The sequence below is a fragment of the Cryobacterium sp. RTC2.1 genome (assembly GCF_035018685.1).
In the GTDB taxonomy this organism is placed as follows: Bacteria; Actinomycetota; Actinomycetes; order Actinomycetales; family Microbacteriaceae; genus Cryobacterium; species Cryobacterium glucosi.
In genome coordinates this window covers 1-15292 of record NZ_JASJXJ010000093.1, presented here as the reverse complement: position 1 = coordinate 15292, position 15292 = coordinate 1, and the positions used below count along the sequence as shown (strand labels likewise).

The following is a 15292-nucleotide window of genomic DNA, read 5'->3' as shown; positions in this document are numbered from 1 at the left end:
CCCGTGATCGTCACCGCCCCGCGCACGAAGCCGGCAGGCGTGAGCACGGCGTCCGCCCGGATCACCCGGTCGACTCGTTCGCGCATCTGTCCTCCTGCCTGCTGGAATCTCAGGCCGTGACGCTGGCCAGATGGTCTAGCAAACACCCTGGTGAGGACCGCGGGGTGCCAATCGGGACTCTTGAAACGCGATCGTCACACGCCGGACGGTTGTCCGTAATACGGGCCCCGCCGCGCCTCCCTGGCAGGGTTCTGCGGGACCGGTTTCGCGGGCCGGACCGGCCTCCGGTCCCGGCTAGGCCGGGTTCGCCGCGAGGAAGGCGTCGATCTCGGAGAGGTACCCCTGTCGGTCGGCGTCGGACAACCAGCTCGCCTCGAAGGAGTTCCGGGCCAGCTGGACGAGCTCGTCCCTGCCGATGCCGGCCTGCCGGGCGAATGCCGTATAGGTGTCGGCGACATAAGCCCCGAAGTACGCGGGGTCGTCGGAGTTGAGGGTGACGAGCACGCCGAGGCCGAGCAGCTCGACGATCTCCCGCGCCTTCATGTCCGAGGTCACGAAACTGTTCGAGACCGGGCAGCAGGTCAGGCCGATCCGGCGTTCCCGGACGAGGGCGACGAGCGCCGGGTCCTCGAGGATGTTCGTGCCGTGGTCGATCCGGTCGACCCTGACCTCGCCGAGCACCTGGCGGATGTTCTCGATGCTGCCGACCTGGTCGATGTCGCAGTGCATCGTGAGCCTGAGGCCGGCCTCACGGGCGAGCCGGAAGACCTCGGCGAACTTCGCCGGGGGATTGCCGCGCTCGTCGGAGTCGAGCCCGACGCCGACGATCAGGTCGCGGTAGGGCAGGGCGGCCAGCAGGGTCTCGTGGGCGCTCTCGGCGGATGCGTCACGCAGGAAACAGAGGATCAGCTCGGCGGAGAGACCGTAACCGGCCGCATCCGCTGCAGCACGGTGCAGTCCAGTGATCACGGTCTCGAAGGGCACGCCGCGCGTCGTGTGCGCTTGCGGGTCGAAGAAGGCCTCGACGTGGCGGACCCCGTCTGCGGAGGCGCGACGGAAGTACGCGGTGGCGAGGTCGTAGAAGTCCTGCTCGGTGATCAGCACGTTCATCGCGGGGTAGTACACCGCGAGGAAGCTTGCGAGGGAGTCGAAGGCATAGCTCGCGCGCACCTCCTCGACCGTCGACTGGCCGATATCGACACCGTTGCGCGTGGCGAGGGCGAGTTTGAGGTCGGGTTCGAGGGTGCCTTCGAGGTGCACATGCAGCTCTGCTTTGGGCAATCCGGACACAAACGCGGCAGTAGGCTCAGTAACGGACGGCATCGGGGCTCCTTTTCGGGCGGACGCCGTGACCGTATCACGCGGCAGATGCACTTTTCCTCCCGCGACGGGTACCCAGCATGCTGCAACACGACGGAAACACTGTCGAGGTCGCAGCGTCATCTGCGGGGCCTAAATTCAGGGAACCCGCACGTGTGCCGCACAGCATTACACAGCAGCCGTTTTCCCTGACGGCACCCCCAACGGCACCCCACGAGCATCATCGAGAGGAACAGCTTCATGACCCGGACCCAAGGTTTAACAGCACACCGTTCACCGGCAGGGCGTCCCGCCCGTCGCATCCTGCAGGGAATTGCCGCTGCGGCAGCCGTGACCATCGCGCTCACCTCCTGCGCGACGAGTTCCACGCCGGCAGCCTCGGCTTCCGGTGCGCCCGCGTCCTTCGGCACCGCGAGCATCCAGCTGTCCTGGATCAAGAACACCGAGTTCATGGGTGAGTTCCTCGCCGACTCCAACGGCGACTTCACCAAGGCCGGCTTCGATTCCGTCGACCTCATCGCCGGCCCGGCATCCGCTGAAGCGGGCGTCATCTCCGGCACGGTCGACCTCGGCATCGGCAACGCGATCTCCACCGGAACCGTCATCGCGAACGAAGGCGCCCCGATCAAGATCATCGGCGCCACGTACCAAAAGAACCCGTTCTCGATCCTCTCGCTCGCCAAGGTGGGCAACATCAAGACCCTCGCCGACCTCAAGGGCAAGAAGATCGGCGTGCAGGCGAGCAACCAGAGCCTCTGGGACGCGTTCCTCAAGGTCAACAACATCGACCCGACCTCGCTGACCACCGTCCCCGTCGAGTACGACCCGACCCCGCTCTTCAACGGCGAGGTCGACGGCTGGTTCTCCTACCTCACCAACGAGGGCATCGACGCAGACCTCAAGGGCCTCGGCCCGGTCAACCTGCCGCTCGCCGACAACGGGCTCCCGTTCGTAGCGGAGACCTTCACGGCCTCCGACAAGGAGATCTCGGGTGACCGCGCGAAACTCAAGGGCCTCCTGATCGCCGAGATCAAGGGCTGGGCCGCCGCCATCAAGGACCCGGCCGCCTCCGCCAAGCTCACGATCGACAAGTATGGGGCAGACCTCGGCCTCACGATCGAGAAGGAGACGAAGCAGGCCACGATCCAGTCGACCGACCTCATCGTCAGCGACGACACCGTCAAGAACGGCCTCTTCACCATCAGCGATAAGCTGCAGCAGGAGAGCATCAAGACGCTCGCTGCCGCCGGTGTCACCATCACGGCCGACAAGCTCTTCGACATGAGCCTGCTGTCCGAGGTCTACGCGGAGAACCCCGACCTGGTCAACTACGCCAAGTAGGCGGTTCCTCTTCAAGCACGACAGCACCACCAGCAGTACGCAGGCACACCGAAACGAGGCCGCCCCGAAAGCGGCCGACGACGCCCAGTAAAGGAACGCACCCTGTGAGTACGACCGATGCCGGTGTCCAGAGCAACGCTCTGGGCACCGGCCTCCACATTTCCGGGCTCCACAAGGTCTTCACCGTGGGCCGGAAGGAAGTCTCCGCGCTCGAGGACGCGACCCTGCACACCGACAAGGGCAGTTTCCTGTCGCTGCTCGGCCCGTCCGGCTGCGGGAAGTCCACGATCCTGCGCATCCTCGCCGGCCTCGAGGAGCCCACGAGCGGCACCGCGAAGGTCGACGGCAAGACGCCCGCCGAGCTGCGCAGCGGCCACGAACTCGGCATCGCCTTCCAGGACGCCGCGCTGCTGCCCTGGCGCAGCGTGCGCGGCAACATCAAGCTTCCCTTCGAGGTCGCACGGATGCCCGTCGACGAGGACTACGTCTCCGAACTGATCAACCTGGTCGGCCTCAAGGCCTTCGAACACGCCAAACCCGCGCAGCTCTCCGGCGGAATGCGGCAGCGGGTGTCCATCGCCCGGTCGCTCGTGCTGAAGCCCTCCGTTCTGCTGCTCGACGAACCCTTCGGCGCCCTCGACGACATGACCCGCCAGCGCCTCAACATCGAACTCCTCAGGATCTGGACCGAGAAGCCCGCGACCACGATGATGGTCACGCACGGCATCTCGGAGGCCATCTTCCTCTCGGACCAGGTCGCGGTGATGAGCCCCCGACCCGGCCGCATCAAGGAGGTCATCGACATCGACCTGCCCCGTCCGCGGCATCCGGACATGATGCGCTCCCACGAATTCCACGCCCTGCACGACCGCGCCTCCGAACTGCTCTTCAGCCCCGACGCCCTCTCCGTGGCGGAGACGGACTGATGCGCGGTCTCGCCTCGTTCCGCACGCTCCCGGCCTGGGCGACCGGGCTGATCGGCGTCGTCGTCGTCATCGTCCTGTGGTGGCTCGGCGCCGCCACGATTTTCCGCGGCATCGGCACCGTACCCGGCGGGGCGATCCCGACACCGGGCGCCGTCGTCGCCCAGCTCGTCTCGGACGGGTGGGCGTTCTACCTGTCCCACGTGTCGATCACCGTGGGTGAGGCGATCGTCGGCTTCCTCTGGGGCAATGCGGCCGCGCTGGTGCTCGCCGGCCTCGTGCTCGTCGTTCCCCGGATCGAGAAGGTCGCGCTGCAGATCGCGGTCATCACCTACTGCATCCCGATCGTCGCGATCGGCCCGATCGCCTACATCGTGATCGGCGCCCCACGCGGCGGTGAGCTTTCCGGCACCGCGATCTTCCTCGCGGCGATGTCCGTGTTCTTCACGACCGTCGTCGGTTCCCTCGTGGGCCTCAAGGCCGCGACCCCCGCGAGTCTCGACCTCGTCAGCGTCTACGGCGGCGGACGGTTCATGCAGCTCCGCAAGGTGCGGCTGATGGCCGGGCTGCCGAGCGTGCTCTCCGCCCTGCAGATCGCGGCCCCCGCCGCGCTGCTCGGCGCGATCCTCGGCGAGTACCTCGGCGGCGTCGACCGTGGCCTCGGCATCGCGATGCTCGCGGCCGGGTCCGCGGCGAACGTCGACAGGGTCTGGGGGCTCGCGCTCGTCGCCGGTCTCCTCGCCGGCCTCGGCTACAGCCTCTTCGGACTGATCAGCAAGCTCGCGACACCCTGGCTGACGGGACGGAGCTCCTGATGGCCCTCGAGACCATGTCGGCGGCCCGCCCGCCGAGCGCAGCGAAGGTCGCCCGCGGCCTCGGCGCCGTCATCGGGCGCGCCGCGCTCACCGGCCTGATCACCCTCGTCATCGTCCTCGTCGCCTGGCAGGGCCTGATCCTGCTTCTCGGGGTGTCCCCGTTCATCGCCAAGGGACCCCTCGACGTCTGGAACTGGCTGTTCACCGTTCCGAACGCCGCCGTCAACCGCACGACGATCCTGACCAACCTCACCGTCACCCTCGGGGATGCCTTCCTCGGCTTCGTCGCCGGCCTCGTCGTTGCCCTCGTGCTCGCGATCGCGTTCACGCTCTCCCGCGGTATCGAGAGCGCGCTGATGCCGATCGCGCTGCTGTTGCGATCGGTGCCTCTCGTCGCCCTCGTGCCGGTGATCAGCCTGATCACCGGGCGCGGACCGAGCCTTGTCGTCGTGATGGGCGCAATCGTGGTGCTGTTCCCCGCGCTCGTGAACATCGCGTTCGGGCTGCGGTCGTCGTCGCCGCAGATCAACGACGTCATCGCCGTCTACGGCGGCAACGCCTTCACGGCGCTTCGCAAGGTCGCGCTGCCGAGCTCGCTTCCGTCGTTCTTCGCGGCCGTCAAGATCTCGATCCCCGGCGCGATCACCGGCGCGCTCCTCGCCGAATGGCTCTCGACCGGACAGGGCCTCGGCCACGGCATCGTGATCGCCGTCGCCCAGGTGAAGAACTACGAGGTATGGGCATCCGTCGTGGCGATCACGCTTGTGTCGATCGTGCTGTACGGCGTCGCGCAGCTCGTGGAGAACCTCGTGCTGCGCCGGATGGGCATGGAGAGCAGCACCGGGGCCTAGCCTCGCGCTCGGCGGTTGCGACAGCCGTAGTGGGCGCATCGGCGCGGGACTACTGTTCCTGGCATGGAGACGTCACAGAACCGTAAGCCGATGGGCAGTCTCAAGACTCCGACCCCGGTGCTCAAAGCACTGGCCGCCCAGCTCGGGCATCCGAGCGGGTGGCGAGGGCGGCTGGTGGGGCGGATGCTCAACCGACGCAACCGGGGAATCATCCGCGCCGCCGTGGACGCACTCGAGGCCACGCCGGATGCCCGGCTCGCCGATGTCGGTTTCGGCGGCGGTGTCGGGACCGAGCTGCTGCTCGACACGGTCGGACCGGACGGGCACGTCGCCGGAGTCGACCAGTCGGAAACGATGGTCGATGCCGCGCATCGGAGGTTCCGCGACGACCTCACCGCCGGTCGGCTGTCGCTGTTCGAGGCGTCGATGGAGTACCTCCCGCTCGCGGATGCGAGCCTCGACGGGGTGATCACCCTCAACACGTTCTACTTCCTGCCTGACCTCGGCCGGGCGGCGGCCGAGTTCGCGCGCGTGCTCCGGCCCGGCGGCCGTCTCGTGGTGGGCGTTTTCGACCCGGCCGCGATGCAGCGGATGCCCGTGGTCGAGCACGGCTTCCGGGTGCGTCCCACCGAGGAGATCACCTCCGCCCTCGAGGCCGCGGGCCTCGTGCAGACCCGGCATCTCCGTGTCGGACACGGCCCGGACGCGTACCACCTGCTGCTCGCATCGCCTGCCCCCGCCCGCGTGTAGCGAGGGGTACCTGTCCGGTCGAGGGGTACCCGTGCACCGGGCGCTCTCGACCGGAAAGGTGACTCTCAGGGGTGCATCAGGCGCCAGATGCGGTCACGGGACATCGGCAGCTCGTACGGGCGGATGCCGATCGCGTCACGGACCGCGTTCGCGAGCGCAGGAGCGACCGGGTTGTACGGCGACTCGCTCATCGACTTGGCGCCATAGGGGCCGAGGTCGTCACTCGTCTCCGCGAAGTACACCTCGGTGACGGGCAGGTCCGCGAGCAGGGGCACGTGGTAGTTGCGCATCACGCTCGTCGTCACGGTGCCCGCGCCGTCGAGCTGGACCTCTTCGTAGAGCGCCGTGCCGATCGCCTGGGCCACACCGCCCTCGATCTGGCCGCGGCACTGCGCCGGGTTCATCACGACGCCGGCATCCGCGGACTGGATCGACTGCAGGATCCGCACCTCGCCGGTGAGGGTGCTCACGGCGACCCGGAAGGCCTGCACGTTGAAGGCGACCGAACGCACGGCGCCCTCCTCGGAGCTCGTGCCGCGGAGAACGGTGCCGGCCGCCGCGCGCGCGGCGAGGGCGGTGAGGGAAACGACGGTGCTGCCGCAGCGGAGGCCGTCGGGCTCGAGGAGCCAGGCGTCGGCGGGGGCGCCGGGGTGGGCATCCGTCGCCGCCTGCCGGAGCACGGCCGCGAGTGCGGTCGCCGCACCCAGCACGGCCTTGCCGGCGACGACGATGCCGGCCGAGCCGAACGCGCCGGTGTCGTAGCCGATCGTGTCGGTGTCGGACTGCAGGATGTCGATCCGGTCGGGGCTCGTGCCGAGCGCGGTCGCGGCGAGCTGGGTGTGCACGGTCGTGGTGCCGTTGCCGAACTCGGCGGTCCCGACGCGCACGGCGTAGCGGCCGTCGCTACCCAGAGTGACGGATGCCTGGGCGAAGTGTCCGCGCGGCGGGATCGTCGCGATCATCGCGGTCGCCATGCCCTCGCCGACCCGCCACTCGGGTCCGTCGGGTACGGGCGTGTCATTGCCGCGGGCGAGGGCGGCCTCGGCGAGGTCGAGGCACTGGTCGAGCCCATAGCTGCCGAAGATCAGGTCCTCGCCCTCGACGTGGGTGACGACGAGCGGGTCGCCCGGACGCACCGAGTTGAGCCGGCGCAGGTCGAAGGGGCTCATGCCGAGGTCGCGGGCGAGGTCGTCGAGCGCCGATTCGACACCGAAGATGACCTGGCCGAGACCGTAACCGCGGAAGGCGCCGGACGGGAGGTTGTTCGTGTAGACGCTGCGGGCATCCACCCGCTTGTTGGGCACGGAGTACAGGCTCACCGACTCGGAGCTGCCGTGGTACATGACGCCGGGCCCGTGGTTGCCATATGCGCCGGTGTCGCTCAGCAGGTCGAGGGCGAGCGCGGTGAGGCGGCCGTCGTCGGTCGCGCCGAGAGTGACGCCGACCCGCATCGGATGCCGGGTGGGTGCGACCCGGAACTCGTCGGCGCGGCTGAACTCGTACTGCACCGGGCGCCCGGTCGCGAGAACCGCGAGGGTGACGAGGTCCTCGGTGAGGATCTCCTGTTTGCCGCCGAACCCGCCGCCGACGCGGGCGGTGAAGACGCGGACCGCGGCCGGGTCGAGGTCGAAGACGCGGCAGATCTCGCGCTGCACGAGAAACGGCACCTGGGAGCTCGTCCGCAGCACGAGCCGCTGCTCGGGGGTGCCGGCGTGTTCGAGCCAGCCGATCGTGCCGTGGGTCTCGAGGTGGGTGTGGGCGACCCGCTGGGTCTGCCAGGTGCCCGTGACCAGGTGGGTCGCCTCGCCGAGGCCGGCCTCAAGGTCGCCGTACTCGCCGTGCAGCTCGGCCACGAGGTTGCGGGAGGGATCGGCGACGCGGCTCGCCGCGGCATCCTTTTCGCCGTGCACGAGGGGAGCGCCGGGCTCGGCGGCGAGGGCCGGGTCGAAGACGGCGGGGAGCAGGTCGTACTCGACGTCGATCAGGCGACAGGCGGCCTCGGCGATCGCGACGGTGTCCGCGACGACGGCCGCGACCCGCTGGCCGCGGAACCGGAGCACCCGGTCGAAGACGAGGGTGTCGTCGGGGTCGTCGTTGCGGTCCTCGTGCCGGGCCGTCGAGAACAGGGTCGCGGGAGAGTCGGAGTGGGTGAGCACGGCACGCACTCCGGGCAGGTCGGCGGCTCGCCCGGTGTCGATCGAACGGATGCTGGCATGCGCGTGCGGACTCTGCAGCACGCTCACGTGCAGCAGGCCGGGCACCGCGACGTCGAGCGTGTACGGTTCGAGTCCGCTCACGACCCGCTCGCTCGCCGGGGCGTGCGTGGAGGCGCCGACGTAGCCGCGGGCCGGCGTGGGCGTCGCGCGGGTGCCGGTGCGGACTACGGGACCGAGGCCGTCGGGCGGAAGGGTGCACGGGGCCGAACCGTCGGCCGGGGTGTGCCGCCCGCGGACGGCGTCATCGATCGCCCGGTAGCCCGTGCACCGGCAGATGTTGCCCTTGAGCAGGCGCGGCAGGTCCTCGAGGTCGTGCTCGGTGAGCGTGGACGCGGTCACGACCATGCCCGGGGTGCAGAAGCCGCACTGGAAGCCGGCGTGGTCGACGAAGCGCTGCTGCACGGGCGCGAGGTCACCCGGCGTGCCGAGGCCGGCGGCGGTCGTGATCGCGGCGCCCTCGGCGCGGAAAGCCGGGTAGATGCAGGAGTGCACCGGGGTGCCGTCGACGAGCACCGAACAGGCGCCGCAGTCGCCGGTGTCGCAGCCCTTCTTCACCTCGAAGTGCTCGAGTTCGCGCAGGAAGGTGCGCAGGCACTGCCCGGGCGCTGCCGCGGCGTCGACCCACTGGCCGTTGATCTCGAACCTCACGGGCGGGCCTCGCTTCCGGTCGCGGGAGTCTCTGCCGATATCGCAGCTGGAACGGTTTCCGGGCCCTCGAGCTGCTGGCGGATCTCCTCGGCGAGCACGGCGCTGACCGCGGCGCGCCAGTCGGCCGCGCCGTGGGCATCCGTGAACCAGGCGTCGATGCCGTCGACGCCGGCACGGAGCGCGGACGCGGTCGGCAGGGTTGCGTAGCGCAGCTGCACCGGCCGGAGGGTCGCGGCCGTGACGGTGAGGGTGAAACGGCCGTCCCGGTCGAGGCGGCCGATGACGACGGCGCCCGAGCGGCCGATGGGGGAGAGTGCGATCTTGCGGAACGCGGTGCGGGCGCGCAGCGACGCGTCCGGGATGTGGATGGAGCGCAGCACGTCCCCGGTGCGCAACACGGTGGTCATGTCGCCGGTGACGAAGCCGGCGGCGGGAAGGCGCTCGTCGCTCCCGTCGCGGCGCCAGACGAGCACCTCGGCGTCGAGGGCCGCGGCGAGGCTCGTCATCGGGCCGGCGGGGAGGGCGGTAGCGAGGTTGCCGCCGACGGTTGCGACGTTCCAGACCTTGAATGAACCGTAGAGAGCGGTGCAGCATTCGAAGAGCAGCGGATGCGCGGTCCAGCCCGGCCGGGTCGGGAGCGCGGCGAGCTGGGCAAGGGTGCACGTCGCGGCGATCTCGAGGCCCTCAGGGGTCACGGTCAGCGCGGGCCAGCCGAACGACTGCAGGTCGACGAGGCCGGTGAGGTGAACCCGGGGATCGGCGAACAGCTCGGAACCGCCCGCGAGGGGAGCGACCGTTTCGCCGAGCAATCCCAGGTCGGCGCGCTCGCGGGCGGGCGTGATCGTCACAACGGTAGTGAGGTCCATTGCTGCTCCAGTCGTCCCGGGCCGAGTATCCAGTCAACCGCATTTCCGGGTCGGTTTCGTCCACGGTACCCTCCCCATCCGGGGGTGCGCCGTCGGGGTCGTGCAGCGCTCGTCAGTGGTCGCGACCGCGGAGCTGGTCGATGAGGTGAGGAAGCACGTCGTCGAGCACGGCGAGACCGTCGCGCACGCCGCCGGTCGAGCCGGGCAGGTTCACGACCACGGTGCGACCGCGGGCGACGCCGACGTATCCGCGGGAGAGCAGGGCGAGCGGGGTGGATGCCGCGCCCCGGCGACGGAGCTCCTCCGCGAGTCCCGGGATGAGCCGGTCGAGGTGCGGCAGCGTCTGCTCGGGCGTCTCGTCGTGCGGGCTCACGCCGGTGCCGCCGGTCGTGATCACGAGATCGCAGTGCGCGGCGATCGCGGCGCCGAGGACCTGGCCGACGCGGTCGCCGTCCGGCACGACGTGGAGCGCGTCCACGGTCCAGCCCCTGTCGACGAGCCAGGCGTCGATGACCGGCCCGGTGCGGTCGGGATAGATGCCGGCCGCAGCGCGGGTCGACGCGACGATGATCTGCGCGACGCGCGGCGTCGCATCCGTCGGGGTGTTCGTCGTCATGTCCCCAGTGTGCCGCACGGACAGCCGATCGAAGCAGAACGGGCAGCAAATCCGTAGATGAGGGAATATAGTGCTGCTTATGTCGCAAATACGGATTCGCGAGGCCGCCGGGTTCCTCGGCGTGAGCGACGACACCGTGCGTCGCTGGATCGACAACGCGGTGCTGCCGGCCACGACGGATGCCGCCGGCCGCATGGTCGTCGACGGCGTCGACCTCGCCCGCCTCGCCACCGAACACGCCGCCGTGCCGACCGACCCGTCCGGCACGGCGAGCTCGGCCCGCAACCGGTTCGTCGGACTCGTCACGCGCGTCGTGAGCGACCCGGTGATGTCCCAGGTCGAGCTGCAGTGCGGGCCGCACCGCGTCGTCTCCCTGATGAGCACAGAGGCCGTGCGGGAACTCGGCCTCGTGCCCGGGTCCGTCGCGGTCGCCGTCGTGAAGGCCACGACCGTGATCGTCGAAATCCCCCAGGAGCATTCGTGAGCACTCGCCGTCACCCCGCTCGACGTCACGTTCTTGCCTCGCTTGCCGTCCTGGCCGTCGCCGCGCTGACGACGGCGTGTGCAGGCCCGGCCGGGGCCGGCGCGTCCGCGTCCGCGTCCGCCGCGGCATCCGCTGCGTCGACGGGTGCCGCGAGCCGTGCGCCGGAGACCCTGACCGTCTTCGCTGCGGCCTCCCTGAAGAAGACCTTCACCGAGCTCGCGACCGAGTTCGAGGCCGCGAACCCCGGCGTGACCGTTGCGCTGAACTTCGCCGGTTCTGCCGACCTCGTCACCCAGATCACCGAGGGCGCCCCCGCCGACGTCTTCGCCTCTGCCGACACGAAGAACATGGCCAAGCTCACCGATGCCGGCCTCGTCGCAGACGCCCCGACGGTGTTCGCGACCAACACCCTCGAGATCGCCGTACCGCCGGGCAACCCGGCCGGCGTCACGAGCTTCGCCGACCTCGCGAACCCCGCCACCAAGGTCGTCATCTGCGCCGCCCAGGTGCCCTGCGGTACCGCGACCACCACGATCGAGAAGGCGACCGGCGTGACCCTGATGCCCGTCAGCGAAGAGAACGCCGTCACCGACGTGCTCGGCAAGGTCTCCTCCGGTGAAGCGGATGCCGGCCTCGTCTACGTCACGGACATCGCCGGAGCGGGTACGAGCGTCCTCGGCATCCCGTTTCCCGAATCCGGCTCGGCCGTGAACTCGTATCCGATCGGCGTCGTCGCCACGAGCCCGCACCGCGACCTCGGGACCCTGTTCGCGGACTTCGTGACCGGACCGACCGGGCAGAAGGTGCTCGCGGCCGCCGGCTTCGGCACCCCGTGAGCGTCACATGACACGGGCCAGCGGCGGGGCGGCGGTCTCTCTGCGCGGCACGGCGCGGGAGAATGCCGAGGTGCTCGGTGTGCCGCGCTGGATCGTCGCTGTCGCTGCCGTCGGCGCGCTCTTCATCGTGCTGCCGATCGTCGGGATGACCGCCAGGGTCGACTGGGCGAACTTCGGCGCGCTCGTCACCTCGCCGTCCGCGATCGCGGCACTGCTGCTCAGCCTCCGCACGGCCACGGCGAGCACGGCGCTCTGCCTGCTGCTCGGGGTGCCGATGGCGGTCGTGCTCGCCCGGAGTCGGTTCCGCGGCCAGCGCTTCGTGCGGGCGTTCGTGCTGCTGCCGCTCGTGCTGCCTCCCGTCGTCGGCGGCATCGCCTTGCTCTCGACATTCGGCCGCCGCGGGCTGCTCGGCCAGACCTTCGAGGTGCTCGGAATCCAGATCGCGTTCTCGACGACGGCCGTCGTTCTCGCGCAGGCGTTCGTCGCGCTCCCGTTCCTCGTGCTCAGCGTCGAGGCGACGCTGCGGGCCTCTGGCGCGCGATACGAGGCCGTCGCCGCGACCCTCGGCGCCGCCCCGAACACCGTGTTCTGGCGGGTGACCCTACCGCTCGTCGTGCCCGGGCTCGTCTCGGGGGCCGTGCTCGCCTTCGCGCGGGCGCTCGGCGAGTTCGGTGCGACCCTGACCTTCGCGGGCAGCCTCGAGGGTGTCACCCGCACGCTGCCGCTCGAGATCTACCTGCAGCGCGAGACGGATCCGGATGCCGCCGTCGCGCTCGCGCTCGTCCTCGTCGTGGTCGCCGTCGTCGTGATGGTGGCGACCCACCGGCCGCGAGGGCTCTCGTGACCTTCGAGTTCGAGGCGGTCCTCGCACGCCGAAACTTCGATGTCGCGTTCAGCGTGCAGCCGGGGGAGACCGTCGCGCTCCTCGGCTCCAACGGGGCAGGGAAGTCGACCGTCGTGCAGATCAGCGCGGGCCTGTTGCGGCCCGATTCCGGCCGCGCGAGCCTCGCCGGCCACGTCCTCTTCGACCTGCCCTCGGCATCCGCTGCACCCGGCGTACGCACCGGCACCGTCTCCCGCGCCGGCACCTGGACTCCGCCGCACTCCCGCGGCACCGTGCTCCTCGCCCAGGAGCCGCTCCTGTTCCCGCACCTATCCGTGCGCGACAACGTCGCCTTCGGCCCGCGGAGCGCAGGTGCCCCCCGCGCCAGGGCGCGTGAGCTCGCCGAGGAATGGCTCGTCGCCGCGGACGTCGCCGACCTCGCCGACCGCAAGCCCGGCGCCCTCTCGGGCGGCCAGGCGCAGCGGGTCGCCGTCGCGCGCGCCCTCGCCGCCCGGCCGCGCCTCCTGCTGCTCGACGAGCCGATGACCTCCCTCGACGTCGCAGCCGTGCCGGCCCAACGCCAGCTGCTGCACCGGATGCTGTCCGAACGTTCCGTGATCCTGGTCACCCATGATCCGCTCGACGCCCTCGCCCTCGCCGACCGGGTCATCGTGCTCGAGGACGGCCGGATCGTCGAGGCCGGCCCCACCCGCGAGGTCTTCGCGAACCCTCGCGCCGCATTCACCCGCGCCCTGACCTTCGGCCTCACCCCTGGGACGGCCGAATCCCGCGAAGACGGCTTAACCTAGGAGCATGACGCTTTCCGCCCCATCGTTCCGTCGTGCCGCCGCCGTGGCGCTGACCGAGGACGAGGTCGCCCGCATCCGCAACGACTTCCCGATCCTCGAGCAGCGCATCAACGGGCATCCGCTCAACTATCTGGACTCCGGGGCCACCTCGCAGAACCCGATCAGCGTGATGGAAGCCGAGCAGGAGTACTACGAGCAACGCAACGCGGCCGTGCACCGCGGCGCTCACACCCTCGCGTTCGCGGCGACCGAGGTCTTCGAGAGCGCCAGGGAGACCGTGGCCGCCTTCATCGGCGCGCAGCCCGACGAACTCGTCTGGACTTCGAACGCGACCGAGGGAGTCAACCTCGTCGCGTACGCGATCTCCAACGCCTCACTCGGCCTCGGCGGCCCGGATGCCGCCCGGTTCCGCATCGGGGCCGGCGACGAGATCGTCGTGACCGAGATGGAACACCACGCCAACCTGATCCCGTGGCAGCAGCTCGCCCTGCGCACCGGGGCGACCCTGCGCTTCATCCCCGTTCTCGACGATGGCACCCTCGACCTCGCGGCCGCGGCAACGATCGTCGGCCCGCGCACCCGCCTGCTCGCGTTCACCCACGCGTCCAACGTCGTCGGCACGATCAATCCCGTGGCCGAGCTCGTCGAGCTCGCCCACCGCTTCGGCGCCCTCGTGCTGCTCGACGCCTGCCAGACCGTTCCGCACCTGCCGGTCGACGTTGCCGCGCTCGACGTGGACTTCGCCGTCTTCTCCGGGCACAAGATGCTCGGCCCGACCGGCATCGGAGCGCTCTTCGGCAAGGCGGAGCTGCTCGCCGGGCTGCCGCCGTTCCTGACCGGCGGTTCGATGATCACGACCGTCGATATGGAGCACGCCGAGTTCCTCGCGCCGCCGCAGCGCTTCGAGGCAGGCACCCAGCGCATCTCGCAGGCGATCGCCCTCGCCGCCGCGGTCGACTACCTGACCGAAACCGGCATGGACCGGATCGCCCTCCGTGAGGCCGAACTCGGCCAGCGCCTCGTGGCCGGGCTCGCCGAGATCCCCGGCGTTCGGGTACTCGGCCCGGCCGCCGGCATCGACCGCATCGGCCTCGCCGCCTTCGACGTCGCCGGGGTGCATGCTCACGACGTCGGCCAGTTCCTCGACGAGGCCGGCATCGCCGTGCGGGTCGGCCACCACTGCGCCCAGCCGCTGCACCGCCGCCTCGGCATCACGGCGTCCACGCGCGCCAGCACCTACCTCTACACGACGACCGACGAGGTCGACCAGTTCCTGGCCGCCATGCACGAGGTCGCCCCCTTCTTTGGAGTGAAGCCATGAGTTCGAGCGAACTGCAGCAGCTGTACCAGCAGATCATCCTCGACCACGCCAAGTACCGGCACGGCGCGTCGTCCGAGCCGTTTGGCGTGTTCGACGCCAACGGTGCGCCGGGCCTGCGGCTCGCCGAGTCGCACCAAGTGAACACGACCTGCGGCGACGAGATCACCGTTCGCGTCGGCGTCCGCGCCGGCTCTGGTGCCGCAGCGGATGCCGCGGTGACGGATGCCGCCGGCCCTGCTCCCGTGATCGAACAGTTCGCCTGGCGGGGTGACGGCTGCTCGATCTCGATGGCGTCGGCATCCGTGCTCGCGGACACGATGACGGGACTGACCGTCCCCGATGCGGAGGCACTCGTCACGACCTTCCGCGAGCTGCTCCGCTCGCGCGGCACGATCGAGCCCGACGAAGAGGTGCTCGGCGACGCCGCGGCCTTCGCCGGGGTCTCCAAGTACCCGGCCAGGGTCAAGTGCGCGATGCTGCCCTGGGTAGCGTTCGAGGCCGCCCTGATGCAGGTCGCCGCGGCATCCGCTGCCCCCGCGGCCCCGCTCGCCTAGCCGCGCCCGGCACGATCGGGTCGCCGTATCCCGGCTGATTCTCTCCCGCGAGAGTACGATTTTGGCCCTTAAGACCGAGTCTTAAGGGCCAAAAGTGCGCTCTCGCGGAGTCTCTGGGG

At 70.2% G+C, this 15292-nt stretch carries 15 protein-coding genes; 11 read left to right on the top strand and 4 right to left on the bottom strand.

Going from position 1 to position 15292, the window contains the following annotated elements; translation table 11 throughout:
- Nucleotides 1–294: 294 nt before the first annotated feature.
- Entirely contained in the window at nt 295–1323 is a 1029-nt protein-coding gene (add, locus tag QN357_RS12195) for an adenosine deaminase (protein ID WP_134448924.1), read from the bottom strand.
- A gap of 237 nt (nt 1324–1560) precedes the next feature.
- Here add and QN357_RS12190 point away from each other — a divergent pair, with 237 nt between their 5' ends.
- The 5 genes from QN357_RS12190 to QN357_RS12170 all read left to right on the top strand — a co-directional run bounded on the left by QN357_RS12190 (nt 1561) and on the right by QN357_RS12170 (nt 6000).
- Nucleotides 1561–2661, top strand: a complete 1101-nt coding sequence (locus QN357_RS12190; RefSeq protein WP_134448925.1) for an ABC transporter substrate-binding protein — start codon at nt 1561–1563, stop codon at nt 2659–2661.
- Between the two features lie 104 nt (nt 2662–2765).
- A complete protein-coding gene (locus QN357_RS12185; RefSeq protein WP_134448926.1) occupies nt 2766–3587 on the top strand; it encodes an ABC transporter ATP-binding protein in 822 nt (273 codons plus the stop codon).
- The gene (locus tag QN357_RS12180) at nt 3587–4399 is read left to right on the top strand and encodes an ABC transporter permease (RefSeq protein WP_322135997.1); all 813 of its coding nucleotides are present in this window, start codon (nt 3587–3589) and stop codon (nt 4397–4399) included. Before QN357_RS12185 ends, QN357_RS12180 begins: the two co-directional genes overlap by 1 nt.
- Nucleotides 4399–5250 (top strand): ABC transporter permease, encoded by an 852-nt coding sequence (locus QN357_RS12175; RefSeq protein WP_241975463.1) that lies wholly within the window; start codon nt 4399–4401, stop codon nt 5248–5250. The genes QN357_RS12180 and QN357_RS12175 overlap by 1 nt, the downstream gene beginning before the upstream one ends.
- A gap of 90 nt (nt 5251–5340) precedes the next feature.
- A complete protein-coding gene (locus tag QN357_RS12170) occupies nt 5341–6000 on the top strand; it encodes a class I SAM-dependent methyltransferase (RefSeq protein WP_323504945.1) in 660 nt (219 codons plus the stop codon).
- Between the two features lie 65 nt (nt 6001–6065).
- Here QN357_RS12170 and QN357_RS12165 read toward each other — a convergent pair whose 3' ends face one another.
- The 3 genes from QN357_RS12165 to QN357_RS12155 form a co-directional block, all read right to left on the bottom strand.
- Nucleotides 6066–8864, bottom strand: coding sequence for a molybdopterin-dependent oxidoreductase (locus tag QN357_RS12165; RefSeq protein ID WP_323504944.1), 2799 nt, complete (start codon nt 8862–8864; stop codon nt 6066–6068).
- Entirely contained in the window at nt 8861–9730 is an 870-nt protein-coding gene (locus QN357_RS12160; RefSeq protein ID WP_322135994.1) for an FAD binding domain-containing protein, read from the bottom strand. Before QN357_RS12160 ends, QN357_RS12165 begins: the two co-directional genes overlap by 4 nt.
- Nucleotides 9731–9842: 112 nt before the next feature.
- Nucleotides 9843–10346: a MogA/MoaB family molybdenum cofactor biosynthesis protein gene (locus QN357_RS12155; protein ID WP_134560235.1), complete on the bottom strand. Its 504-nt coding sequence runs from the start codon at nt 10344–10346 to the stop codon at nt 9843–9845.
- A gap of 79 nt (nt 10347–10425) precedes the next feature.
- Here QN357_RS12155 and QN357_RS12150 point away from each other — a divergent pair, with 79 nt between their 5' ends.
- The 6 genes from QN357_RS12150 to sufU are packed head-to-tail and all read left to right on the top strand — an operon-like array spanning nt 10426 to nt 15173.
- Nucleotides 10426–10830 carry a TOBE domain-containing protein gene (locus QN357_RS12150; protein ID WP_134536450.1) on the top strand — a complete coding sequence of 135 codons (405 nt, stop codon included), beginning with the start codon at nt 10426–10428 and terminating at the stop codon, nt 10828–10830.
- Complete coding sequence (gene modA / locus QN357_RS12145) at nt 10827–11666, top strand: molybdate ABC transporter substrate-binding protein (protein ID WP_323504943.1); 840 nt, start codon at nt 10827–10829, stop codon at nt 11664–11666. Before QN357_RS12150 ends, modA begins: the two co-directional genes overlap by 4 nt.
- Before the next feature lie 7 nt (nt 11667–11673).
- Nucleotides 11674–12510, top strand: a complete 837-nt coding sequence (locus QN357_RS12140; RefSeq protein WP_134560237.1) for an ABC transporter permease — start codon at nt 11674–11676, stop codon at nt 12508–12510.
- The gene (locus QN357_RS12135) at nt 12507–13298 is read left to right on the top strand and encodes a sulfate/molybdate ABC transporter ATP-binding protein (protein WP_416172938.1); all 792 of its coding nucleotides are present in this window, start codon (nt 12507–12509) and stop codon (nt 13296–13298) included. Before QN357_RS12140 ends, QN357_RS12135 begins: the two co-directional genes overlap by 4 nt.
- Before the next feature lie 4 nt (nt 13299–13302).
- Nucleotides 13303–14619 carry a SufS family cysteine desulfurase gene (locus tag QN357_RS12130; RefSeq protein ID WP_134561257.1) on the top strand — a complete coding sequence of 439 codons (1317 nt, stop codon included), beginning with the start codon at nt 13303–13305 and terminating at the stop codon, nt 14617–14619.
- Nucleotides 14616–15173, top strand: coding sequence for a Fe-S cluster assembly sulfur transfer protein SufU (gene sufU, locus QN357_RS12125; RefSeq protein WP_322135992.1), 558 nt, complete (start codon nt 14616–14618; stop codon nt 15171–15173). Before QN357_RS12130 ends, sufU begins: the two co-directional genes overlap by 4 nt.
- Nucleotides 15174–15292: the final 119 nt, after the last annotated feature.

Coding starts and splice junctions, on each gene's coding strand:
- QN357_RS12150 (WP_134536450.1), top strand. CDS start 10,426: ATGTCGCAAATACGGATTCGCGAGGCCGCCGGGTTCCTCGGCGTGAGC.
- QN357_RS12140 (WP_134560237.1), top strand. CDS start 11,674: ATGACACGGGCCAGCGGCGGGGCGGCGGTCTCTCTGCGCGGCACGGCG.
- QN357_RS12175 (WP_241975463.1), top strand. CDS start 4,399: ATGGCCCTCGAGACCATGTCGGCGGCCCGCCCGCCGAGCGCAGCGAAG.
- QN357_RS12170 (WP_323504945.1), top strand. CDS start 5,341: ATGGGCAGTCTCAAGACTCCGACCCCGGTGCTCAAAGCACTGGCCGCC.
- QN357_RS12180 (WP_322135997.1), top strand. CDS start 3,587: ATGCGCGGTCTCGCCTCGTTCCGCACGCTCCCGGCCTGGGCGACCGGG.
- QN357_RS12190 (WP_134448925.1), top strand. CDS start 1,561: ATGACCCGGACCCAAGGTTTAACAGCACACCGTTCACCGGCAGGGCGT.
- QN357_RS12130 (WP_134561257.1), top strand. CDS start 13,303: ATGACGCTTTCCGCCCCATCGTTCCGTCGTGCCGCCGCCGTGGCGCTG.
- sufU (WP_322135992.1), top strand. CDS start 14,616: ATGAGTTCGAGCGAACTGCAGCAGCTGTACCAGCAGATCATCCTCGAC.
- QN357_RS12160 (WP_322135994.1), bottom strand. CDS start 9,730: ATGGACCTCACTACCGTTGTGACGATCACGCCCGCCCGCGAGCGCGCC.
- QN357_RS12155 (WP_134560235.1), bottom strand. CDS start 10,346: ATGACGACGAACACCCCGACGGATGCGACGCCGCGCGTCGCGCAGATC.
- add (WP_134448924.1), bottom strand. CDS start 1,323: ATGCCGTCCGTTACTGAGCCTACTGCCGCGTTTGTGTCCGGATTGCCC.